Genomic DNA, 23,975 nt, shown 5'->3' with positions numbered 1-23,975 from the left:
TCACAGCAAAGGACCCTCCCGTGGCACTCTTCGGCAGAAAAAAGCACTCACAACCAGCACCTTCGCCCGAGAGCACCCACGCGAAAGAGGAGCGCGTGCAAGGCGCGCAAGCGTCGGACCCACAACCCACGACACCCCCCGCAGCCGAGGTCACCCCACAGGGGGCGCCGCCCGAAACCGCGCCCACGCCCAGCACCCACCTACCACCCGAAAAGCGCCAGACCCATGCCGCTCCTCTGCCTGCGAGCGAGCGCAAGCCCGTCACCACACCACCGAAGAGCATGCCGGAGCACGCCAACCTCCGCACGCGCGACCGTCACCTCGAGACCAGTTTTGACCTGCGCCTTGCCCGCTACGGCAACGATCTGCGCCGTGGCCTCAGCATGATCTACGGTGACAGGGCCAACGAGACTTTCGAACGCGTGCTCGGCATCGTCGCGAAAGCCATGGTCGATCGCAGCGAGGAGCTGCGCGCCCTCGACGAAGAGCGCCTCCTCTCCCCCGACTGGCTGCAGGATCCGTGCCAGCTCGCCTATGTGGCCTACGCGGATCGCTTCGCGGGGAACCTGCGCGGCGTTGAAGACCACCTGGACTATCTCGAGGCTCTGGGCGTGACGCACCTTCACCTCATGCCGCTGCTCGAGCCGCGAGAGGGGAATTCCGACGGTGGCTACGCCGTCAAGGACTACGGGAAGGTGCGCGAGGATCTCGGCACCATGGGAGACCTCGAGTCTCTCGCGAGCGCGCTGCATAAGAAAGGTATGAGCATCGAGCTCGACCTTGTGCTGAACCACGTCGCGAAGGAGCACGAATGGGTGCGGCGCGCGAAGGCCGGCGACGAAAAGTACCTGCACTACTTCCTGACGTTCCCCGACCGCACCGAGCCGGACGAATGGGAAAAGTCGCTGCCTGAAATTTTCCCCGATTTTGCGCCCGGCAACTTCACCTTCGATCACGATCTGCAGCGTTGGGTGTGGACCACGTTCAATGAATTCCAGTGGGACCTGAACTGGGCGAACCCGGATGTGTTCTGCGAGTTCGTGGAGATCGTGTGCAACCTCGCGAATCGCGGCGTGGACCTGCTGCGCCTCGATGCGATTGCGTTCACGTGGAAGCGCAAAGGTACCGATTCGCAGAATCTACCCGAAGTGCATTTCCTGACGCGCGCCCTGCGCGCCGCCGCCCGCATCGCCGCTCCTGCGCTCGCCATCAAGGCCGAAGCGATCGTGGGCCCGCAGGACCTCGTGGGCTACCTCGGCGTGGGCGAGCACGCCGGCAAGCTCTCCGACATGGCCTACCACAACAGTTATATGGTGCAGGTGTGGAGCGCCCTCGCTTCGCGCGATACCACGCTGCTGCGCGTCGCGCTTGCGAAGTTCCCGCCCAAGCCCGCAAACACGACGTGGGGCAGCTACGTGCGCTGCCACGACGACATCGGCTGGGCCGTGACCGACGCCGACGCTGCCGACGCCGGCCTCGACGGCTTCGCGCACCGCGCCTTCCTCTCCGAGTTCTACTCCGGCACCTTCCCCGGCAGCTTCGCCGAGGGCCTCGTGTTCCAGCACAACCCCACAACGGGCGATAAGCGCATAAGCGGCTCCCTCGCCTCGCTTGCGGGGCTCGAAAAAGCGCTGAAATCGGGACGCGAGAGCGACATCGCCCTCGCGATCGACCGCATCACCCTCCTACACGCAGCCATGCTCGGCTTCGGCGGGCAGCCACTGCTTTATATGGGCGATGAGCTCGGCATGCTGAATGACCCCCACTGGGCAAGCGACCCCGCCCACGCCGATGACAACCGTTGGGTGCACCGCCCCCGCATGGACTGGGAACTCGCGCGGGAGGCGCTCGCGCAGGTCGATGAAGGTCAAGGCTCGAGTGCGCGCGCGGAGCTGGGTTTGGCTTCGGTTTCCCATCCGACGCCTGCCGCCGCACAAGTGCTCTCCCGTTTCGTACACCTCGTCCGCGTGAGAAAGGGCCTGCCGCAGCTACACGCGAGCGTGTCCTCCGCAGTCGTGGCGGCGCCAGATGCGCGGCTCCTCGTTCTTCATCGCGACCACCCGCTCAGCGAAATGCTTGAGGTCTTCAATATGAGTGAGTACCCGGTACCACTCGATCCGACGTTCCTCCGGGAGTTCGTGGGGTCAACGCCGCGCGAGGCGATCGCCGGAGTCGAGTGGGACCTCGAGGTGGACCAGGTCATGATTCAGCCCTATGCCACGCTGTGGTTCCTTGGCCCGGAGCGGACAGCCTCACAAAAGTAGCGCCTCTTTCCGCTACACGCGCCTCAGGGCAAAGAACCCTGACACCGCCCCAAGATTCGGAGCATCGCCCCGCGCATACGCACACTGTGACCCCCGCACAATGGAGCGACACTTCGGGAGGCAACGTCGACGGCATCCCATCGTTGGAGATCCAACGAAAACTGGGAAGCCATCGAAAGGCGGCAAAAGGGCGCCAATTACTTGCACCGGAAAAACACTTTAATAACGAACCAGTTCGTCGACATCCGTCATAACTATCGTCTACCAAGCGGTCTGCACTTGCATATTTGTCGCTTGCGGTGCACTGAAAACATCACACCTGCGACCCAAAGTCACGCCGCGCGCCCCTCCGCCGCCGCCAAGAGGGTCGCCAAGTCGTGCCCTTAACCACAATGTTGCGCAGGTCATGTCGACAAACCCAAACCCCTGATCGACCCATTACCCCGCATCACTACCACCTAAACTCAAAGGCGCCCTGAATGCCGAGTCTCACCCCTCTCGCCTACTACACGAGCACTTAGCGTACGCAAATCGCGACAACCCTCACGTGAACATTCCGTCAACGGCCGAAAGAAGGGACTTAACTCCCTAGAAAAAGATCGCCGTGAAGGTGTAGCGTCAAAGAGTCGGACAGAGTTGTGCCGACGAGATTTTCTCCAATGCAAGGAAAGTGAAAATGCTCAGCAGGACTATCGGAGTCAGTGCCGCACTTCTCGGCTCTGACACCACGATCCACCCGATCCCCGGCTATGAACTCACCGCACTCCAGGGCGGCGACCTCGCGAACATCTCCGCGATCATCCTCGATCAGGATGATATTGACGCGGGCAAGGTTGCCGAGATCAACGATTACGGCTTTGGCATTCCCGTCTTCGCTGCCGTGAAGAGCACCAAAGACACGACCAACCTCGAAGGTCTCCACGGCGTTATCGCCCTCGACGACCTCCAGGGCGACTACTTCGCTCGCCAGGTTGCCGCCGCCGCCGACAAGTTCGAGGACGAGATTCTTCCCCCGTTCTTCGGCGCGCTCACGAAGTACTACAACCGCGGCTTCTCGCCGTTCGACTGCCCCGGTCACCAGGGCGGCCAGTTCTTCCGCCAGCACCCGGCCGGCCGCCGCTTCTTCGACTTCTACGGCGAAGAGCTCTTCCGCACCGACCTTTGTAACGCTGACGTCGCCATGGGTGACCTCCTCATCCACGACGGCCCGCCCGTTCAGGCCACCGAAGCTGCCGCTCGCGTCTTCAACGCCGACAACACCTGGTTCATCCTCAACGGCACCTCGTCGTCGAACAAGGTTGCCATCAACGCTGTTGTGGGCCCGGACGACCTCGTGCTGTTCGACCGTAACAACCACAAGTCGAACATCCACGGCGGCCTCATCATGGCCGGCGGCAAGCCCGTCTACCTCGAGACCGCACGTAACGCGTTCGGCCTCATCGGCGGCATCGACGAGCACTGCTTCGAAGAGGACTACATCCGTGAGCGCCTCGAGAAGGTTGCCCCCGAGCGCGCGAAGGACGAGCGTCCGTTCCGCCTCGCGATCATCCAGCTCGGCACCTACGATGGCACGATCTACAACGCCCGCCAGGTCGTCGACAAGATCGGTCACCTCTGTGACTACATCCTGTTCGACTCCGCATGGGTTGGCTACGAGCAGTGGATCGACATCATGAAGGAAGGCTCGCCGATGCTCCTCGAGCTCGACGAGAACGACCCCGGCATCCTCGTGACCCAGTCCGTGCACAAGCAGCAGGCTGGCTTCTCGCAGGCCTCGCAGATCCACAAGAAGGACTCGCACATCAAGGGCCAGGATCGGTACGTGAACTTTGACCAGTTCAACAACTCGTACATGATGCACGCCTCGACGAGCCCCTACTACCCGCTGTTCGCCTCGCTCGACATCAACGCCAAGATGCACGAGAACGGCGCTGGCGAGAAGCTGTGGGACGAAGCTCTCAAGAACTCGATTGAGGCTCGTAAGCTCATCCTCGGCAACCTCAAGATGCTCAAGCCGTTCGTTCCCACCGAGGTTGACGGCAAGCCTTGGGAGTCGTACGACACCGAGACCATCGCCTCGAACCGTAAGTTCTTCGAGTTCCACCCGGGCGAGCAGTGGCACGGCTTCGACAGCTACGTTGAAGGCCAGTACTTCGTTGACCCGATGAAGCTCCTGCTCACCACGCCGGGCCTCATCAACAAGACCGGTGGCTTCGAGTACGAAGACTTCGGCATCCCGGCCAACATTCTCGCGAACTACCTGCGTACGCAGGGCATCGTCCCCGAGAAGTGCGACCTCAACTCGATCCTGTTCCTCCTCACCCCGGCGGACACGATCCAGAAGTACTCGAACCTCGTCGCCGCGCTCCGCCGCTTCGAAGAGGCCGTCGAGAACGACGTTCCGCTGCAGGAAGTGCTCCCCGAGATCTACGCTGCGCACGAGGACCGCTACCGCGGTTACACGATCCGCCAGCTTTGCCAGGAGATGCACGACTTCTACAAGAACCGCACAGTTGCGCAGCTCCAGAAGGACATGTTCCGCGAGGAGAACTTCCCGAAGGTCGAAATGACCCCTCAGGAAGCAAACGTCGAGTTCATCCGTGGCAACGTCGACTACCTGCCGATCGAAGAGTGCAAGGGCCGCGTTGCGGCTGAGGGCGCTCTTCCCTACCCCCCGGGTGTCGTCGTGGTTGTTCCCGGTGAGGTCTGGGGCGGCCCGCAGTACGACTACTTCATGGCACTTGAAGAGGGCATCAACCAGCTGCCCGGCTTCGCTCCTGAGCTCCAGGGCGTTCACATGGTGACCGAAGAAGACGGCCGCCAGCGTGCCTACGGGTACGTCATCCGCAACAAGTAAATTCAGCGCAAGGTGAGGGGTGGGAGAGCCCGGCTCTCCCACCCCCTTCTTCCTGACACGATCTAAAGGTCACATCACATGTCACAAACTCCTCAACGCAAGAAGATGGGCGTTGTCCAGCTCACCATCCTCACGATGGTGAACATGATGGGCTCCGGCATCATCATGCTTCCCACGAAGCTCGCCGAAGTCGGCACCGTCTCCATCCTTTCCTGGCTCGTCACCGCTACCGGCGCGACCCTTCTTGCCTATGCCTTCGCTATGGCTGGCCGCTACTCGAAGCGCCCCGGCGGCATGGGCGGCTACGCTGAATACGCATTCGGCAAGGCCGGTAACTTCACCGCAAACTTCACCTACTTCATTTCGCTCGTGATCGCGAACATCGCGATCGCGATTTCGGCTGTTGGTTACGCTCTTTCGTTCATGCAGATCGACAGCTCGAAGATGGCGAACGGCCCCGTGATCGTCGGCCTTCTCACCATCGCGACTCTCTGGCTCGCGACCGTCCTCAACTTCGGTGGCGCCTCCATCACCGGTAAGATCTCGTCCGTCACCATCTGGGGCGTCATCATTCCCGTGTTCTTCATGTGTATCTTCGGTTGGTTCTGGTTTGACGGCAGCCTCTGGGCAGCCTCGTGGAACCCGCACGGCTACAACATGTTCGAAGCCATCAGCATGTCGATCTCGATGACCCTCTGGGCCTTCCTCGGCCTCGAGTCCGCTTCGGCAAACTCCGACGCTGTTGAGAACCCCGAGAAGAACGTTCCCCGCGCGGTGCTCTTCGGTACCATCGGTGCTGCTGTTCTCTACATCGTGTCGACCAACGTCATCGCAGGTATCGTCGACAACGCTGCTCTTGCGTCCTCCGACGGCCCGTTCGGCCTCGTGTTCTCGCAGATGTTCAACCCGCTCATCGGCCGCATCGTTCTTGGCCTCATGGTTATCTCCTGCTTCGGTTCGCTGCTCGGTTGGCAGTTCACCATCGCCGAGGTTGCCCGCTCGATGGCTCTCGTGCGCATGTTCCCGAAGTGGTTCACGAAGCTTTCGAAGAACGGTGCCCCGATCCTCGGTATGGTCATCATCACCGCTGTTCAGACCCTCATCACCTTCATGACCATGAGCCCCGAGCTCTCGAAGCAGTTCGAGGTTCTCGTGAACCTCGCTGTGGTCACGAACGTGATGCCGTACATCCTCTCGATGGCTGCGCTTGCCGCGATGATGTTCGCCGAGAAGGTTCCCGCGAAGACGCGTCGCACGACCGTCATCGTCGCCTTCATCTCGCTCCTCTACAGCCTCTACGCTCTCTACGCCGCTGGCGCGGAAGCGTTCGTCGGTGGCTGCCTTGTGACGTTCCTCGGCTGGGGCTTCTTCGGCCTCATCGTTCCGAAGCTCATCAAGCAGGGCGAGATGCACCTCGAGCCCATTGGCACCGACCCGGAGGCGCTCGCCGCTTCCGAGGCCGAGGCTGCACAGGCCTAACAACCACGGAGCTTCGCTCTTTCCTTCCACAAGAAACGCTCCCGCTCCCCTTCACAGGGGAACGGGAGCGTTTCTCTATCCGCTCGGCGTGCATGAAAAGGCGGCCGCCCCGGTAGATTTCCGGAACGGCCGCCTTCGAGGTGCGCTGTCGCGCGATTGCTACTCGGCGATCGGCTTCACGAGCGGGAAGAGAATCGTGTCGCGAATGCCGAGACCAGTGATGGTCTGCAGCACGCGGTCGATACCCATGCCCATACCGCCCGACGGCGGGAAGCCGTACTCCATGGCATCACAGAAGTCTTCGTCATAACGCATGGCATCCTCATCGCCGCCGGCGGCAAGCTGAGCCTGCTGCACGAAGCGCTCGCGCTGGATCACCGGGTCGGCGAGCTCGGAGTACGCGGTGCCGATTTCCGAGCCGCGAATGTAGAGGTCCCATTTCTCGACGACGCCTTCGCGTTCGCGATGATCGCGTGTGAGAGGGCTGGTCTCAACCGGGTAGTTCATGACGAACACTGGCGCGTAGAGCTCTTCGTCGGGGATGAGGTGCTCCCAAATTTCCTCGACAAGCTTGCCGTGGCCGAGCTTGTCCTCGTCTACCTCGACCTCGAACTTGCGGGCAAGTTCGCGAAGGTGCTCAACGGAAGTTTCGGGGGTAATTTCTTCGCCGGCGTGCGTCGAGAGGCTCTCGTAGAGGTCGATGCGCTTCCACTCGCCACCGAGGTCAAACTCGGTGCCGTCGGCGAGCGTGACGAGAGTCGAACCGGTCGCGGCGATCGCAGCGTTCTGGATGATCTCGCGGGCAAGCTCGGCCATGCCGTTGTAGTCGGAGTAGGCCTGGTAGCACTCGAGCATCGTGAACTCGGGCGAGTGGGTGGAGTCGGCGCCCTCATTGCGGAAGTTGCGGTTAATCTCGAACACGCGGTCGAGGCCACCCACGACGGCACGCTTGAGGAAGAGCTCGGGGGCAATGCGCAGGAAGAGCTCCATGTCGAACGCGTTCATGTGCGTCGAGAAAGGGCGAGCCGAGGCACCGGATGGGATGGTTTGGAGCATCGGGGTTTCAGCCTCGAGGAAGTCGTGGCCGTGGAGGGTCTTGCGGATCGACTGGAGCACGCGCATGCGAAGGCGTGCTATGCGCTGCGCTTCCGGGTTCGTGATGAGGTCAACGTAGCGGCGGCGCACGCGCACCTCTTCGCTGAGATCGCCGTGAAGGTTCGGCAGGGGGCGAACCGCCTTGGAGGCCATCTCCCAACGGTCAGCGAACACCGACAGTTCACCGCGGCGCGAAGTGCCAACTGTGCCATGAACGAAAAGGTGGTCGCCGATGTCCACGAGCGAGCGGAAGTCGTGGAACGCCTCCTCACCGATGGCCTTGAAGTTCAGCATGGCCTGGAGGCGGGTATGGTCGCCGGCCTGGAGGGCAACGAAGATAAGCTTGCCGGTTTCGCGAATGTGGATCACGCGGCCTGCGAGGCCAACGACGTGGTCGGTCATCTCGCCGGCTTCGAGGAGACCACCAAATTCCTTTACGACTTCGGGAATCGAGGTCGTAAGTTCCACACTCACCGGGTAGGGGTGGCGTGCGTTGCCCTCGAGCATTTCCGAACGCTTGCGCATTCGAACCGCACGCTGATCCGAGCTGGGCATCTGAGCCCCGTCTGTTTGGCCACCATTCAGTTCAGGCACAACGATCGTTTCCTTTTCACGTGTACTGCGTTTTAGTCGTGTGACACCGGGGTTTATGCCGCCGGTGAGTACCGCGATTTTATCACTCGGGTGAGCCCGGGAAGCGGGCCCACCAAGGGCTGGAATGGGCGTGAGCTGGCCGGGTCTTGGGAGTCCGACGGATGCCCGCAAAACGATGTTCCCCACACCGACGGGCCGCACGGTCACTCGTTCAGATATACTGGATCCATAAACTAAAGATTTAAGACGGTGTATAGAGATGTCGTGGAGAGCGCGCTGGGCTGCCCTAGCTGTCGTTCTGTTGCCAGTTTTCCTCATCAGTATCGATGTCACGGTTTTGAGCATCTCGCTCCCGGGCATCTCGCAGGATCTCCATCCGTCGGCCAACGAACTTCTATGGATCGTCGATTCGTACTCGTTTGTGCTCGCGTGCCTGCTCATCCTCATGGGCAAGTTTGGTGACAGCTTCGGGCGTCTTCGTTTATTGATCTGGGGTTCCGTCATTTTCGGCGCGGCCTCGGTGATGTCGGGCTTTAGCACGTCTGCCATCATGCTCATCATTGGCCGTACCCTGCAGGGCTTTGGCGGGGCAACCCTCATGCCGTCGACTCTCGGCATGATTCGCCACATTTTCCAGAAGCGCTCAGAGAGGCGCCTCGCGCTTGCCCTGTGGTCGGCGGCGTTCTCGAGCGGTAGCGCAATCGGGCCGCTGCTCGGCGGCATCTTGATCGAGGTAGCGAACTGGCGGTACGTGTTTTTCATTAACGTGCCGATCGTCATCGCGTTCGTCGTGCTCGCGAAGCTCTTCGTTCCGGAATCGGATCGCGAGGAGTCCGAAAGGATCGATCTCCTCTCCCCCGTTGTGCTGATCGCCTCAATTTTTGCGCTCGTGCTGAGCTTCAAACTTCTCATCGAGGACTTTGCTCTTTGGCAGGTGGGACTGCTGGTCGTGGGGGCCTTCGGCCTCGCACTTTTCTGGCGCCGCCAGTACCGGGTCGAGAACCCGATTCTTGATGTGGATGTGGTCTCGGAGCCAACGTTCCGTTCGGCAACGCTCATTAACGGCATCGCGTACTTCATCACGATTGGCACGTTGTTCTTCTTCCCGCAGTACCTCATGGTGGTCTCGGGGCTCTCGCCGATCGAGGCTGGCCTGTGGGCGTTGCCGATGGTGGTCGCAACGATCCTCGGTGCTCTTATTTCCCCGATTTTCGCCAGAAAGTTCCGGTCGAATCAGCTCGTTGCGCTTGGGCTTCTCACGTGTGGGCTTGGCTGCCTCACGGTGCCGCTACTCGTGACGGTGCATTTCGACCCGTTCTTCTACTTCCTGTGCACCTTCCTCATCGGTCTCGGCATCGGGTTCGCGGAACCGCTCACGAACGACACGATTTTGTCGTCGGCTCCCGATAAGGAAGCCGGTTCCGTATCCGCGATCTCCGAGACGGCATACGAGCTCGGCGGTGCTCTTGGCACCGCGGTGCTGGGTGGCGTAGGCATGCTCGCCTATCGGCTTTCGCTGTCGTCGCGCGAGGCGGGACTTGGGGTTTCGGATCAGGTACTCGCAGAAGCGAAGCAAACGATCGGTTCTGCCGCGGTTCTCGCTCAACCGGGCAATTCTACGAATCCCGATCTTGCGTGGGACCTTGCGAAAGCGTCGTTCGTGGATGGGCAGAATGCGGCGATGTACCTCGCGGGTCTTGCGGCTTTGGCTGCCGCAATTATCGCGCTTCGCGGCATGCGCGCTGAACTCCATTTGAAGCTCCAGGACAAACTCGGCACGCAACCGCCACAAAAGTCCCCTGAACTGCAGTAATGGACTTTTCAACACAGTTTTGGTGCAGGCTACCGGGCTAGTCTTTCGCTATGGCTATCGTCGAGACACCCACCCCTGCCGATTACCCCGCTATCGCCGTTATTGCCCGGGATCTTTTGCGCGCATCTGATCCGTCTGAGGCGTTCGATGGCACTGACCTCATCAATACGATTGAGGCGGGCCATCCGGCGATGGTAATCCGTGAACACCGCAGCACCGAGGAAGATCCGGCCCCGGTGGTGGCATTCGCGATGGTGCACGATCACGCTCGCGGTCGAATCGATGCGAAGTGGGCCGTGCGCCGCGGCGATGAGTTTTACATTGCGCACGCGGCGCGCTGCCTCGAATGGGTAGAGAAGAACGCCCAAGCGCTCGGTGAGAAACGCGGCGAAGAGAGTTTCGTGATCGTCACGGAGGTTGGCCCCTCGGATACCATCCGCTCCGAAGCCCTCACCGACGCCGGTTTTGCGAAGGCGCGCACGTGGGTGGTCATGGACCAGGACATTCCGGCGCGTATGCGGGAAATCGAAGAACGTGAGTCTCACGCCACCGAGGCTCCCCGCGTAGACCCGAGCGTGCGTGTGCGCACCCTCGCCAAGGAGGAAGATCGCCGAGCCGCGCACACGGCTCTTGAGCACGCTTTCGAGGATCACTTCAACCACTTTGAGGAAAACTTCGATGAGTGGTGCGAGCGCACGAACCTCTATGCGCACCACGAGTGGGATCGCGATCTCCTCGCGGAGCTCGTTCCCGAGGACGGCTCCGAGCCCGTGGTGATCGGCACTCTCATGACCTCATGGCTGCCCGAGTCGAACACGGCCCATGTCGAGTACCTCGGCGTGACGCGTGAGGGGCGCGGCAAGGGGGCGGCGCACGCGCTGCTCGACGCGTTCTATGCGCTTGCTACCGAGCACGGCTTCGCGAGGGGCGAGCTGTTCGTTGATGCCGATTCACCAACGGGCGCCAACCTCGCCTACGAGAAAATGAACTGGCGCCCGGACTTCCGTAAGGAAACGTGGCACAAGGAGATCACGCTCTAGGCTCCCCGCGCCCCACCGGGGGGTTCCTCGACCTCCGCCACTCCCCGTCGTCTCTGTCCGCTCATCTGCCATAGTTGCCTCACCCCTCACCCCTCGGCGCTTCACCACCCCTCCCTTAGTTACCTCTCCATCCCTCGGCGCCTCACCACCCCTCTCCCCTCGTTGGCGCCGGCCGGATACTGAAAGTGGTGAAAATTAGCACCAAGAACCACATTTGCACCGTGAGGTGGCGTTTTTCACCACCTACAGAAATTCACTCAGGGGAAAGGTGCGCGACCTCCCTTAAAAGAGGGGAGGCATCTGGCGATAAGAAACACGCCCCCTTGAAAGAGGGGAGGCAGCTGGCGATAAGAAACACGCCCCCTTGAAAGAGGGGAAGCACCTGACAATAAGGAGCGAGGCCGAAAAACAGCCTGTGAATAAGGGCGAGCGAAGTCAAGGCGGGAATCTGAGCACCTAGCACAACCATAGCGAGCCTATGTGATTGTGCCGCCGCAACCAGAACAGGTCTCATGGGGGAGCCTCACACAACTAAAACGGGCCCGCTCCCACAAGGAACGGGCCCGCCTCAACTTAGGGATTACTCCCACTCGATCGTGCCTGGCGGCTTGCTCGTCACGTCGAGGGTCACGCGGTTGATGTCGTCGACCTCGTTCGTGATGCGCGTCGAGATTTTCGACAGAACATCGTAGGGGACTTTCGCCCAGTCGGCGGTCATCGCGTCGTCCGACGTCACGGGACGCAGCACAATCGGGTGGCCGTAGGTGCGGTGGTCGCCCTGAACGCCCACGGAGCGCACGTCGGCAAGAAGCACGACGGGGCACTGCCAAATGTCGCGGTCGAGGCCAGCGAGGGTAAGTTCCTCGCGCGCGATGGCATCGGCGGCACGGAGCGTGTCGAGGCGATCCTTCGTCACTTCGCCGATGATGCGAATGCCAAGACCCGGGCCGGGGAAAGGCTGGCGCCACACGATCTCGTCGGGCAGGCCAAGCTGCGAGCCAACGGCGCGCACCTCGTCCTTGAAAAGTTGGCGAAGCGGCTCCACAAGTTCGAAGGTCAGATCGTCGGGGAGGCCGCCCACGTTGTGGTGGCTCTTGATGTTGGAGGTGCCATCGCCGCCACCCGACTCGACAACGTCGGGATAGAGCGTGCCCTGCACGAGGAAGGCCTTGCGGCGCGCCTCGCCGCCATCAACAACTCCCTGTTCACGCAGGATGTCTTCCTGCGCCTGCTCGAACACGCGGATGAATTCGCGGCCGATGATCTTGCGCTTTTGCTCCGGGTCGGTGACGCCCGCGAGCGCGGTGAGGAAGCGTTCCTCGGCGTCGACCACGACGAGCTTTGCGCCGCCCGTCGAGCCGCTAAAGGCGCGCTCGATCTCTTCGGATTCGCGAAGGCGCATGAGGCCATGGTTGACGTACACGCACGTGAGGCGGTCGCCGATCGCACGCTGCACGAGGGCCGCGGCAACGGCCGAGTCAACGCCGCCGCTCAGGGCGCAAATGGCGGTGCCGTCTTCGCCGATCTGGTTGCGGATCAGCTCGACCTGTTCGTCGATGACGTTGGACATCGTCCATTCGGGCGTGATGCCTGCGCCGCGGTAGAGGAAGTTCTCGAGGATTTCTTGGCCGCGCTCCGAGTGCTTCACTTCGGGGTGCCACTGGACGCCGAAGATGCGCCGCTCGCGGTTTTCGAAAGCTGCAACGGGTGAACCCGCGGAAACAGCGATCACGTCGAAACCGTCGGGTGCTTCGTGCACGCTGTCGCCGTGGCTCATCCACACGTTCTGGTGGAGATCCTGGCCCGCAAGAAGAACGGAATCGCCCTGAATTTCAGTGAGCAGAGTCGCGCCGTATTCGCGCGTGCCCGTGGGGGCAACCTTTCCACCGAGAGCCTGAGCAATCGCCTGGAAGCCGTAGCACAGGCCGAGTACCGGAATACCCGCCTCGAGGAGCGCGGGGTCGAGCTTCGGGGCGCCGTCGGCATACACGGAGCTGGGGCCGCCGGAGAGGATGAGCGCTTTGGGGTTCTTCGCGAGGATTTCGCTCGCGCTCATCGAGTTCGGGACGACCTCGGAGTAAATGTTCGCCTCGCGCACGCGGCGCGCGATGAGCTGCGCGTACTGCGCACCAAAATCGACGACGAGGACCGGGTCTTGCTGGGTGCTGAGCTGGTTGTCGTTCATCACGCTCTCCATCCTAATCTGCGTACTACTGGCCCGCCGCATCGCCAAGCGTGGGGCGCTCGGCGATATCGCGCTCAACCTTCGCGTGAGTCCAGCGCTCGCCGAAGAAGCTCAGCACGGGGATTACGCCGAAGAACATGAGCAGGAGCATCCTCTCGAGACCCCAGCGCATCTTGCTCCACAGGTCGAACGCGAGCACGACGTAGATCATGTAGATGAGCCCGTGAATGGGGCTCCACGTTTTCGAGATCGTTGCCCACAGGTCGCTTTGGCCTCCGTACACGAGGTAGCGCATGATCATGATCGCGACGAGAATCAGCAGTGCGACGCCTTCCACGATCGAGGCCACCCGAAAGCGGGCGAATGACGTGCGGATCTGAGTTTCATCGAGCGGCTTGCGAGCCACGGGGCCTCCTTGCGGCACTGACAGGGACGGGAAGGTGGCGGCTACTCCTGGCTTTCGCCGGCGAGCCGCGCTTCGAGTTCGAGCCTACGCTCAGCTTGCTCATCGAGGTACGTCGCGCGCACGCTTCGCCACCAGATATAGAGGAAAAACACGCCAAAGAGGATCCATTGGAGCATGTAGCCGAAATTTTGGAGGTTGAGACCACTCGCAAATTCTGATTGAGCGGCGGGAAGCGGCCCAAGGTTCTGCCACGCTTCCGCCTGGGCGGCGTCGGACTCCCCCGCCCCGGCCATGTACTCGCGCGCCTCGCGCGTAATCGCCCCGTATCCGGCCAGCATGGGCCCCTCCCACACGTTCACGAGCAGGGTGGAGGAAAGAGTTCCGACGGTTGCCGCGCCCCCGTCGCCTTCGTGAGGCACGGTGCCGCTTGCCTCCTCGGAGGCCTCGAGCCTCACGACAATTGTGCGTGGACCGGCGGGGGGTTCAGGAAGGCTGTCCCACTCGCTCGAGGGCGCGGTCGTGTAGCCGCGCGCGACGGGAATGAACGTGCCGCTCAGGGGGCCATCGGTGATGCGCGCGTTGGTCACGACGACCGCGACCTTGCGTCCGTCGATTTCCCGCTCGGGAACGAAAACCTGCTCGCCTGGCACGAACTCCCCGGTGAACGACGCGAGGCGCCCTTGGGTCTCATTCGTGACGGGTTTGTGCCGCTCCATGAGCGTCTCGAGCGGGGCGGGCGCCGCGGTTGCCGTTTCGTCATGGGCATCGAGTGCGCGCGTGGCCCGTTCGAACTGCCAGTTCGCGAGGAGCCCGCACACGAGGGTCGCTGCCGCCATGAGGGCGAACAGGCCCAGGAATTTGGGGCGAAGTGCGACGCGGAGCATTCCTTAAGTGTAGGCGTGAGATTGAGCGAATGGGCCCTCAGTTCCCGGGCAGCGTCCAACCGTTCGACCTATCCTAGAAAGCGTGTCTCACAGTGTGTATGTAACCTCGTCAGAAGGACGCTCCGGCAAGTCCACCGTTGCCCTCGGCCTCCTTGAAGCCCTCGTCGCCACGTCGGAAACCGTCGCCGTGTTCAGGCCGATCATCGATTCGCGCCACGACCGTGACGCCGCCGTTGAGCTGCTCACCTCGCACCCCGGCATTAGCCAGACTTACGAAGAAGCACTCGGCGTCACCTACGACCTCGTGAACTCCAATCCTGAGAAGGCGCAAGAAGAGATCATGCGCCGCTATCAGGAGCTGCGCGAGAAGTATCAAGCGGTGCTCGTACTCGGCTCGGATTACAACGGCCTCGCGAACCCCACCGAAGTGGCCTTCAACGCCACCGTGGCCGCGAATATCGGCGCCCCCGTGGTGCTCGTGGTGAGCTCGCGCCGCCGCGACCCGCAGCAGGCCGCAACCGTGGCCCAGATCGCTTTCCACGAGTTCGCACAGAACCACGCGACCCCCGTCGCCGTCGTCATCAACCGCGCCGAGACCGAGGATCTCCCCGCGGCCCGCGAGGAGATCGCCAAGGCCCTCCCCGAGGGCGTCATTACCGCGGCTCTTCCCGAATCGGACATCGTGTACTCGCCGAGCGTGAACGCGATCAAGGACGCCGTCAACGGCACGGTCGTTCAGGGGGAGCCGGAGCTTCTCGAGCGCGTGGCACTCGACATCGTCGTAGCCGCGATGGGTCTTCCGAATGTGCTCAAAAACCTCCACGAGTCGAGCACCGTGATTGCCCCCGGCGATCGCTACGATCTCATCCAGGGCATCCTCATGTCGCAGCAGTCGGGCACGTTCCCTTCGCTCAGCTCGCTCGTGCTCACTGGCGGCTACGACCTCCCCGAGGAAATCAAGGCCCTCGGCACGGGAGATCTGCCCATCATCGTGACCGAAGAAAACACGTTCGAGGCCGCCGTTGCCGCGAGCAACATCGACGGCAAGCTCACCTCGACCCCGCAGAAGGTCGACGCGGCACGTCGCCTCGTCGCCGAGAATTTCTCAATGAACGAGCTCATCTCGGCGCTCAACCTCGCCAAGAGCGACGTTGTGACCCCGATGATGTTCCAGTTCGAGCTCATCGCGCGTGCTCAGGGCGAGAAGAAAACCATCGTGCTTCCCGAGGGTGACGAGCCCCGCATCATCGCCGCGGCCGAGGTCATCCTCAACCGTGGTGTCGCCAACCTCGTGCTTCTCGGCGACGAAAACGTGATTCGCCAGAAGGCCACGCAGCTCGGCCACGACATCACCGAGGCCCGCATCGTCTCGCCACACGACGAAGAACTCGTCGAGACGTTCGCCGAAGAGTTCGCGCGCCTGCGCGCAAAGAAGGGCGTGACACTCGACCAGGCACGCGACACCGTCCAGGACGTCTCCTACTTCGGCACGATGATGGTCCACATGGGCTACGCCGACGGCATGGTCTCCGGCGCGGTCAACTCGACTGCCCACACGATCCGCCCGGCACTCCAGATCATCAAGACGAAGCCCGACGCGAAGGTCGTCTCCTCCGTGTTCCTCATGGCGCTCGAGGATCGCGTTCTCGTGTACGGCGACTGCGCCGTGAACCCTGATCCGACCGCCGAGCAGCTCGCTGACATCGCCGCCCAGTCTGCCGCGACGGCCGCACAGTTCGGCGTGGACCCGCGCATCGCCATGCTCTCGTATTCGACGGGCACGAGTGGCTCGGGTGCCGACGTTGACAAGGTCCGCGAAGCGACCGCGCTCGTCAAGGAAAACCACCCCGATCTCAACGTGGAAGGCCCCATCCAGTACGACGCTGCTGTGGACGCCTCGGTCGCCAAGACCAAGCTTCCCGATTCGGCAGTCGCAGGACGCGCGACCGTGTTTGTGTTCCCCGACCTCAACACGGGTAACAACACCTACAAGGCCGTGCAGCGCTCCGCCGGCGCGATTGCGATCGGCCCCGTTCTCCAGGGTCTCAACAAGCCCGTGAACGACCTTTCGCGCGGCGCCCTCGTTGAGGACATCATCAACACCGTCGTGATCACCGCGATCCAGGCGCAGAACCAGAACTGACGGGCGAAGAGCCCCTTCCCCACTACGAACGGAGAAACCGTGACCAACAGCAATGTTCTCGTGATCAACTCGGGTTCGAGCTCGATCAAGTTCCAGCTCATCGATCCCACCTCGAATCACGTGACCGCCTCCGGCATCGTTGAGCGCATCACGCTCCCCACGGGCAACGCCTCGATCGAGGCCGGAGACAAGGAAGAAACGTGGGAGGGGGCGATTCCCGACCACGTCAAAGGCATGCAGGTCGTGGAGGAGCTCTTCGCGAAGGTGGGCGTTGAACTCACCGAGGAAACCGTGAGCGCCGTTGGCCACCGCGTGGTCCAGGGCGGCGCCGTGTTCCCCGAAGCTACCCTCGTGACCGACGAGGTTCGCGACCAGATCCACGAGCTCGGTGCCCTCGCTCCCCTGCACAACTACGCGGCGGTGGACGGCATCAACGGCGCCCGTGCGCTCCTGCCGAACCTCCCCCACGTCGTCGTGTTCGATACGTCGTTCTTCACGCAGCTTCCGCCCGAGGCATACACGTATGCGATCAACAAGGAGGTCGCCGAGCAGTACAAGATTCGCCGCTACGGCGCTCACGGCACCTCCCACGAGTTCATTTCCTCTCGCGTGCCGGGCTTCCTCGGCCGCGAAGGCGAGGATCTCCGCCAGATCGTCCTGCACCTCGGCAACGGCGCTTCTGCCTCCGCCGTCAAGAACGGCAAGCCCGTCGACACCTCGATGGGTCTCACCCCGCTCGAGGGGCTCGTCATGGGCACCCGCTCGGGCGACATCGACCCGTCGGTGTACGCGCTCCTCAGCCGCCAGGCCGGCATGGATCCCGCCGAGGTCGACACGCTGCTCAACAAGAAGTCGGGCCTCATGGGCCAGCTCGGCATGAGCGACTTCCGCGACATCACCGCCGCCGTGGAATCCGGCGACGAGAACGCGAAGCTCACGCTCGGTATGTGGGCCCACCGCGTCAAGAAGTACGTGGGTGCCTACGCTTTCATCCTCGGCGGCCTCGACGTCATCACGTTCACCGCGGGCATCGGCGAGAATGCTTCGCTCGCCCGCTCGAGCGCCCTCGAGGGCCTCGAGGAGTTCGGCATCATTCTCGATACGGAAGCGAACGCGCAGCGCAAGAAGGAGCCGTGGATTATCTCGGCGCCCGAATCGAAGGTCACCGTGCTCGTGTACCCCACGAACGAGGAGCTCGCGATCGCGCAGCAGACCCTCGCGGTTGCGCGCGGCTAACAGCCTCCACACGGCTCACATTGCCGTACAAAAATGGGGCTCGCCACCAAAGGCGAGCCCCATTTTCATTCGAGAATCAGCGGGTCGTCACGACCTCGACCCTCTGGAATTCCTTGAGGTCCGTGTAGCCCGTGGTCGCCATCGCGTGGCGCAGCGCGCCCACAAGATTCGTGGTGCCATCGGCCGAGAGACCCGGGCCAAAGAGAATCTGCTCGAGCGGCGCGACCTGACCGACCTCCACGCGGTGACCGCGCGGCATCGTGGGGTGGTGCGCTTCGCTCCCCCAGTGGAAGCCGCGACCGGGCGCTTCGGTGGCACGCGCAAGTGCGGCGCCGACCATGAGACCGTCAGCTCCGCACGCAATGGCTTTCACGATGTCGCCACTGCGACCCAGGCCGCCGTCGGCAATCACGTGCACGTACCGGCCGCCCGACTCGTCCATGTAATCCCTGCGCGCTGCGGCGACATCCGCAACGGCAGAGGCGAGCGGTACCGAAATGCCGAGGGTCTCCCACGTCGTTTGGCTCGCGCCGCCGCCGAAGCCCACGAGAACCCCCGCCGCGCCCGTGCGCATGAGGTGCAGTGCCGCCGTGTAGGTGGCGCAGCCGCCCACGATCACGGGAACATCGAGCTCGTAGATGAAGCGTTTGAGATTGAGCGGCTCGCGATTACCCGAAACGTGCTCGGCGCTCACGGTCGTGCCGCGAATGAAGAAGATGTCCACGCCCGCATCGACAACGCTCTTCCAGTGCTCCTGGGTGCGCTGCGGGGAGAGGGATCCCGCTGCGACGACGCCGGCTTCGCGAAGCTGCGTGATCCGCTCGCGAATGAGCGTGGGTTTGATGGGCTCCGCGTAAATTTCACGGATGCGACCGTGCACGTCGCTCGGTTCGAGGTGTGCGATCTCCTCGAGAAGTGGCTCGGGGTTCTCGTAGCGAGTCCACAGGCCCTCGAGATCGAGTACGCCAAGCCCGCCGAACTGGCCGAGCTGGATCGCCGTTTCGGGGCTCATCACAGAATCCATGGGGGCGGCGAAGATCGGGATGTCGAAGTGATAGGCATCCACCTGCCACGAGGTCGAGACATCCTCCGGGTCCCGCGTGCGGCGGGAGGGCACCACGGCTACATCATCGAGGCCGTAGGTGCGGCGGCCCCGCTTATTGCGTCCAATTTCGATTTCGTTTTGCACGGTTTCCAGTCTACAGAGGCCACACGGGATTGACGTCGGGTGTATTTCCCTGGCGCTTCAGGTACTCGATGAAGTTTTCCGCCCACGCACGGTGGAGCTCGATTTGCTTCTTGTGGAGTTCGGCGAGGTCGCTTTCGGCGATCACCGTGTGTTTCTTCGCCATCGCCCGCAGCACATCGAGGGTCATGGACACATCGACATCGGCCGTATGCATATTGCCTTCCGGCTCCTCCACGCCGTACACCTCCATGAGGGTCGACAGGTTGCGCTTGCCCTTGCGGTAGCGATCAAGCCCGCGATCGAGAACGAGCGGATCCACGACCGGCGCGATCGCACGACCGAGGCGATCCTCGAGCGTGGGAAGGTTATTGCGGCGAAGTTCCGCTTCGATGATCGAAAGATCGAAACCACCGTTGAACGCGACGATCGGCGCGCCCTGTTCGAGGCATTCGACGATGCGCACCGCAATTTCTTCGAGCGCGGGCGCGGGATCCATGCCGTACGCGCGCGCGTGCTCACTCGAGATGCCGTGCACGCGCGAGGCCTGCTCGGGGATCTCCATGCCCGGGTTGATGAGCCACGTGGCGATAGTTTCCCCCTCGCGGCCCGGCCCCGTGGAGAACACGAGCGCCGCGGTCACGATGCGATCATTCGCCGTATCCGTGCCCGTCGTTTCCGTATCAAAGCCCAGCATCGGGCCGTCAATCCAACTCATGTCACAAGCCTACGCGGGGGTGAGACATTTAAACTCCACGCGCCTACGATGGAGATGACCCGCGAGGAAATCCCCGCCCTTCGCCCATTGGAGAGCCGTGCTCGAACTCCACAACATCACGAAGTCTTACACCACCGGATCCTTCACGCAGGTCGCCCTCGCGGGCGTAAACGTTGCCTTCCGCGACAATGAATTCGTGGCGATCCTCGGGCAGTCCGGCTCCGGAAAAACCACGATGCTCAACGTCGTTGGAGGCCTCGATCACTTCGATTCCGGTGACCTCGTGATCGACGGGATCTCCACGAAAAACTTCAAAGACCGCGACTGGGATCGCTACCGCAATAACCGCATCGGTTTCGTGTTCCAGAGCTACAACCTCATCCCCCACCAGAGCGTCCTCGCGAACGTTGAGCTCGCCCTCACGCTCTCAGGCGTCGGACGCTCCGCGCGCCGCGAGCGCGCGCTCGACGCCCTCACCAAAGTGGGCCTTCGCGATCACGTTCACAAAAAACCAAGCCAACTTTCGGGCGGGCAGATGCAGCGCGTCGCGATCGCGCGCGCCCTCATCAACGACCCCGAAATTCTCCTCGCCGACGAACCCACGGGCGCACTCGACTCCGAAACCTCCGTTCAGGTCATGGACCTCCTTCGGAAGGTCGCGAGCGACCGCCTCGTCATCATGGTCACCCACAACCCCGAGCTCGCCCACGAATACGCCACGCGCGTCGTGGAATTCGCCGACGGGCAGGTCGTGGGCGATTCCGCCCCGTTCGATCCGGCCCTGGAGGAAACACGCGCGGCGAAGCCCACGCGAAACACGCGCATGGGCCCGCTCACGGCACTCATGCTGAGTTTCAACAACCTCATGACGAAAAAAGGCCGTACCCTCATGACCTCGTTCGCGGGCTCGATCGGCATTATCGGCATTGCGGCGATTCTCGCGCTCGCGAACGGCGTCAACAGCTACATCGATAAAACCGAGGAAAACGCTCTCGCGAACTACCCCCTCAGCATCCAAAAGACGGGGGTCTCGATGGAATCGGCACTCGCGAATGCCGAGCCCAAGGGCGAAGAAAAAGCGAACACGGTGCGCGCCGTGGAGATGTACACGCGCTCGATGAATTCGACGAGCACTAACGATCTCGCAGCCCTCAAGAAGTATTTCGACGCTAACGGCGGAGGAATCAACTCCTACGTCAAGGCGATCGAATACTCCTACGCCGCCGAACCTCAGATCTATGCACTCGGCACCGACAAACCGGTGCAGGTGCACCCCGAGCAGGCGTTCTCCCAGTATGCGGGCGGCTTTTCCATGAGCCCCGCGAGCTCCATGTTCTCCATGAACGCCTTTAGGCAGCTACCCGCGAACACCGATCTTTACACGTCGAAATACCGGGTCCTCAGCGGGCACTGGCCCAAGAATTCTCGCGAACTCGTGCTCGTTCTCGACGAAAACGGTGAGATGCCCGATCTTTACGAATACACGCTCGGGCTCAAGGACCACTCGAAACTCGACGAGATGATGGAGAACATGCAGGCGGGCCGGGCCACGGGAGATTCCGACGGTTCCTCGGGTGAGAAAGCCTCCACAAAGCCGGGCGAATACGCTTTCGACCAGATCATTGGCACTGAATTTTCTCGCGTGAACGCCTTCGAGACCTACACCCACAACGATGACACGGGCACGTGGATCGACCGCAGCAACGATGCCGACTTCATGCGCGAAAAAATCGACAAGGGCGAGCGCCTCAGGGTCGTGGGGATCGTGCGCCCGAACGAAGGTGAGGACATGGGCGCGCTCCAGCAGGGCCTCTCCTACCTTCCCGCCCTCACGGACGAGGTCATCACCGAAGCTGCCCAGTCTGAAATCGTCCACGAGCAGCGGGCGCATCCCGACGTCGACGTTTTCACCGGAAAGACATTCGACGAACTCAAAAACGACGATCAGGGCGACGACTTCGATATGAGCTCCCTGTTTACGGTCGACCAAGAGAAGATCCGCGGGGCATTCCAGATCGACGAGTCGAAGCTCCAGATGGACCTCGGCGGGCTCGATCTCAGTTCGATGCCGCAACCGAACCTCGACCCCGGCTCCTTCGACATGAGCGACCTTGACCTCTCGAGCCTCGATCCAAGCGCGGCAGCCGTCGGACCCCCGAACGTGAACGTGGAGGACCTCGACCTTGCCGATCTCACTGCCCGCTACCCCCAGCTCGCCGACATTGACCTCGCAGCGGTTCTCGCGAAAGCACTTGAGGGCAACGTGATCCAGCCGGGCGCCGGCGAGTACCTCAGCGGGGAAGCGGGTGCGCTCGTCCAGGGTTTCCAGGCCTATTACGCGGCCCATGCCGATTCCGATGCTGACCAGATTCCCGACAGGGACACGGCCGAAGTGGTGCTCGAGTACCTCCAAACCGACGAGGTCCGCGCGAAAATCGAGGAGATTTCGAACTCCGATCGTGTCGTCAATCGGGAACTTCTCGAGCAGCAGCTTTCGGAAGCGCTCGGTGAGGACCCGGCGCTCCAGGAGATTTCCTCGGCGGTGAGCAGCGATCTTTCGAACGCCATCGCCGAACAGCTTTCCACCCAGCTCGGCGGCGCCCTCGCAAGCCAAATTCAGCAGGCTATCGGCGGGTATTTGACGAACGCCATCGGCGCGATGATGCAGCAGTACATGACCTCGCTGCAAAACGAGATCGAGACCCAAATCAATGGTGCAATGTCGCAGATGGGCGAGAATTTCGCGAAGGCCATGAGCGTCGATCCAGAGAAATTCGCCGACGCGTTCGAGATGAACATGGACGAAAAAGAGCTCGCGGCGTTCATGTCGACCATGGTTTCGACGCGCGCGGCAAGCTACGAGGACAATCTCGAAAAGCTCGGCTGGGCTGACCGCACGAGTCCCGATCAAGTCGATATTTACCCTGCGAGTTTCAAGGACAAGGACAAGGTCAAGGCCATTCTCGACGCCTACAACGCGCAGGCGAAGGGGCGGGGCGAGAAGAACAAGGAAATCGTCTACACCGACATGGTGGGCATGCTCATGAGCTCGGTCACGAGCATCATCAACGTCATCACGTGGATGCTCATCGCGTTCGTGTCGATCTCGCTCGTGGTCTCCTCGATCATGATCGCCATCATCACCTACATTTCCGTGCTCGAGCGGCGCAAGGAAATTGGCATCCTGCGTGCGGTGGGGGCGTCAAAGGCCGACGTTCGCCACGTGTTCAATGCGGAAACCGTGATCGAGGGGCTTCTCGCGGGTCTTATTGGTGTTGGCGTCACGCTTCTGCTGTGCATTCCGGCGAACATTATCGTCGAGCAAAAATTCGACGTGGAAAACATTGCGAGCCTGCCGCCCATTGCGGGCGTGATTCTCGTGGCGATCTCGGTGCTGCTCACCGTGCTCGCGGGTGTGATCCCCTCGGGGCGTGCGGCGAGGCAAGACCCGGTCGAAGCGCTCCGCTCCGAGTAGCCCTTGGGCGAGCCCATACCTTCGGGGCGGCACTGCCTCACTGCTTTCCAAGACCCCCAGCCCGGCTTCAACCTGCCATCCCCCGGCTTCGACTCCCCCCCCCCCCCCTCCCCCCCCACCCCCCCCCCCCCCCCCTCCCCCCCCCCCCTCCCCCCCCCCCCCCCCCCCTCCCCCCCTCCCCCCCCCCCCCCCCCCCCCCCCACCCACCCACCCCCCCCACCCCCCCCCGGCAAGAGGACAAGTCCCGCCACAATGCCCGCACCGATAGTCGTCACCTGCCCGAGGTTCCCAGGTACCAGCAGGGCCGCAGCAGCTCCCGTGGCTGCAATGAGCGCGCGACGAAGATCTGGCGCGAGCGTTGTCGCCATACCCATCACCGCGTGCGCCACAACAGCAACGGCAACAGCTTTCAAGCCCATGAGGAGGCCGTCACCCACAGGGCCGCCGAGGTGGACGGCACCTAGTGCGAACAGCACCAGAAGCAGGGCGGAGGGGAGGGTGAAGGCTGTCCATGCGGCAAGGGCGCCCAGGGTTCCGACGCGGAGCAGGCCCAGAGCAAAGCCCACCTGTGACGATGCCGGGCCCGGCAAGAACTGGCAC

Annotated in this window: 14 protein-coding genes and 1 pseudogene; 8 read left to right on the top strand and 7 right to left on the bottom strand. The window is 62.4% G+C overall.

Annotated elements, in window-relative coordinates:
* Positions 1-20: 20 nt before the first annotated feature.
* The 3 genes from NBW56_RS08030 (at position 21) to potE (ending at position 6,600) form a co-directional block, all read left to right on the top strand.
* On the top strand, positions 21-2,264 hold the full coding sequence (locus NBW56_RS08030) for an alpha-amylase family protein (protein WP_250258776.1): 2,244 nt from the start codon (positions 21-23) through the stop codon (positions 2,262-2,264).
* Between the two features lie 676 nt (positions 2,265-2,940).
* Entirely contained in the window at positions 2,941-5,121 is a 2,181-nt protein-coding gene (gene speC / locus NBW56_RS08025) for an ornithine decarboxylase (RefSeq protein ID WP_250258775.1), read from the top strand.
* 78 nt (positions 5,122-5,199) lie between these two features.
* On the top strand, positions 5,200-6,600 hold the full coding sequence (gene potE, locus NBW56_RS08020) for a putrescine-ornithine antiporter (protein ID WP_250258774.1): 1,401 nt from the start codon (positions 5,200-5,202) through the stop codon (positions 6,598-6,600).
* A 159-nt stretch (positions 6,601-6,759) separates the two neighbouring features.
* Here the strand turns inward: potE and lysS are convergent, their stop codons facing one another.
* A complete protein-coding gene (gene lysS / locus NBW56_RS08015) occupies positions 6,760-8,250 on the bottom strand; it encodes a lysine--tRNA ligase (protein ID WP_250258918.1) in 1,491 nt (496 codons plus the stop codon).
* A 298-nt stretch (positions 8,251-8,548) separates the two neighbouring features.
* Here lysS and NBW56_RS08010 point away from each other — a divergent pair, with 298 nt between their 5' ends.
* Positions 8,549-10,102 carry an MFS transporter gene (locus NBW56_RS08010; RefSeq protein ID WP_250258773.1) on the top strand — a complete coding sequence of 518 codons (1,554 nt, stop codon included), beginning with the start codon at positions 8,549-8,551 and terminating at the stop codon, positions 10,100-10,102.
* Between the two features lie 50 nt (positions 10,103-10,152).
* Complete coding sequence (locus NBW56_RS08005) at positions 10,153-11,142, top strand: GNAT family N-acetyltransferase (protein ID WP_250258772.1); 990 nt, start codon at positions 10,153-10,155, stop codon at positions 11,140-11,142.
* A gap of 580 nt (positions 11,143-11,722) precedes the next feature.
* Here the strand turns inward: NBW56_RS08005 and guaA are convergent.
* From guaA to NBW56_RS07990, 3 genes are read right to left on the bottom strand one after another with little or no spacing between them, the layout of a single operon-like run.
* Positions 11,723-13,327: a glutamine-hydrolyzing GMP synthase gene (guaA, locus tag NBW56_RS08000; protein ID WP_250258771.1), complete on the bottom strand. Its 1,605-nt coding sequence runs from the start codon at positions 13,325-13,327 to the stop codon at positions 11,723-11,725.
* A gap of 25 nt (positions 13,328-13,352) precedes the next feature.
* Positions 13,353-13,733 (bottom strand): DUF3817 domain-containing protein, encoded by a 381-nt coding sequence (locus NBW56_RS07995; protein ID WP_074298757.1) that lies wholly within the window; start codon positions 13,731-13,733, stop codon positions 13,353-13,355.
* A 41-nt stretch (positions 13,734-13,774) separates the two neighbouring features.
* A complete protein-coding gene (locus NBW56_RS07990; protein ID WP_250258770.1) occupies positions 13,775-14,617 on the bottom strand; it encodes an SURF1 family protein in 843 nt (280 codons plus the stop codon).
* Between the two features lie 82 nt (positions 14,618-14,699).
* On the opposite strand from NBW56_RS07990, the gene pta reads away from it, so the two are divergent.
* Both pta and NBW56_RS07980 read left to right on the top strand, forming a co-directional pair.
* Entirely contained in the window at positions 14,700-16,760 is a 2,061-nt protein-coding gene (gene pta / locus NBW56_RS07985) for a phosphate acetyltransferase (RefSeq protein WP_250258769.1), read from the top strand.
* Positions 16,761-16,799: 39 nt separating this feature from the next.
* Entirely contained in the window at positions 16,800-17,996 is a 1,197-nt protein-coding gene (locus NBW56_RS07980) for an acetate/propionate family kinase (RefSeq protein ID WP_250258768.1), read from the top strand.
* Between the two features lie 76 nt (positions 17,997-18,072).
* Here the strand turns inward: NBW56_RS07980 and NBW56_RS07975 are convergent, their stop codons facing one another.
* Together NBW56_RS07975 and NBW56_RS07970 are read right to left on the bottom strand one after the other, a co-directional pair.
* Complete coding sequence (locus NBW56_RS07975) at positions 18,073-19,185, bottom strand: GuaB3 family IMP dehydrogenase-related protein (protein WP_074298764.1); 1,113 nt, start codon at positions 19,183-19,185, stop codon at positions 18,073-18,075.
* 10 nt (positions 19,186-19,195) lie between these two features.
* On the bottom strand, positions 19,196-19,900 hold the full coding sequence (locus NBW56_RS07970) for an exonuclease domain-containing protein (protein WP_250258767.1): 705 nt from the start codon (positions 19,898-19,900) through the stop codon (positions 19,196-19,198).
* Between the two features lie 97 nt (positions 19,901-19,997).
* On the opposite strand from NBW56_RS07970, the gene NBW56_RS07965 reads away from it, so the two are divergent.
* Positions 19,998-23,375, top strand: a complete 3,378-nt coding sequence (locus NBW56_RS07965; RefSeq protein WP_250258766.1) for an ABC transporter ATP-binding protein/permease — start codon at positions 19,998-20,000, stop codon at positions 23,373-23,375.
* A gap of 299 nt (positions 23,376-23,674) precedes the next feature.
* On the opposite strand, the pseudogene NBW56_RS07960 reads toward NBW56_RS07965, so the two are convergent.
* Positions 23,675-23,941 (bottom strand): annotated as a pseudogene (locus NBW56_RS07960) (chromate transporter); the annotation flags it as partial.
* Between the last annotated feature and the right edge of the window lie 34 nt (positions 23,942-23,975).

Origin of the sequence: Dermabacter sp. Marseille-Q3180, assembly GCF_940792985.1 — a bacterium.
Taxonomy (GTDB): Bacteria; Actinomycetota; Actinomycetes; order Actinomycetales; family Dermabacteraceae; genus Dermabacter; species Dermabacter vaginalis.
Note: the sequence above shows the minus strand (reverse complement) of the source record. Positions and strands in the feature narration are given on the sequence as shown.

Excerpts from the sequence above, each read along its gene's own strand:
- speC (WP_250258775.1), top strand. The coding sequence starts at position 2,941 with ATGCTCAGCAGGACTATCGGAGTCAGTGCCGCACTTCTCGGCTCTGAC.
- potE (WP_250258774.1), top strand. The coding sequence starts at position 5,200 with ATGTCACAAACTCCTCAACGCAAGAAGATGGGCGTTGTCCAGCTCACC.
- lysS (WP_250258918.1), bottom strand. The coding sequence starts at position 8,250 with ATGCCCAGCTCGGATCAGCGTGCGGTTCGAATGCGCAAGCGTTCGGAA.
- NBW56_RS08010 (WP_250258773.1), top strand. The coding sequence starts at position 8,549 with ATGTCGTGGAGAGCGCGCTGGGCTGCCCTAGCTGTCGTTCTGTTGCCA.
- NBW56_RS08005 (WP_250258772.1), top strand. The coding sequence starts at position 10,153 with ATGGCTATCGTCGAGACACCCACCCCTGCCGATTACCCCGCTATCGCC.
- guaA (WP_250258771.1), bottom strand. The coding sequence starts at position 13,327 with ATGAACGACAACCAGCTCAGCACCCAGCAAGACCCGGTCCTCGTCGTC.
- NBW56_RS07990 (WP_250258770.1), bottom strand. The coding sequence starts at position 14,617 with ATGCTCCGCGTCGCACTTCGCCCCAAATTCCTGGGCCTGTTCGCCCTC.
- NBW56_RS07970 (WP_250258767.1), bottom strand. The coding sequence starts at position 19,900 with ATGAGTTGGATTGACGGCCCGATGCTGGGCTTTGATACGGAAACGACG.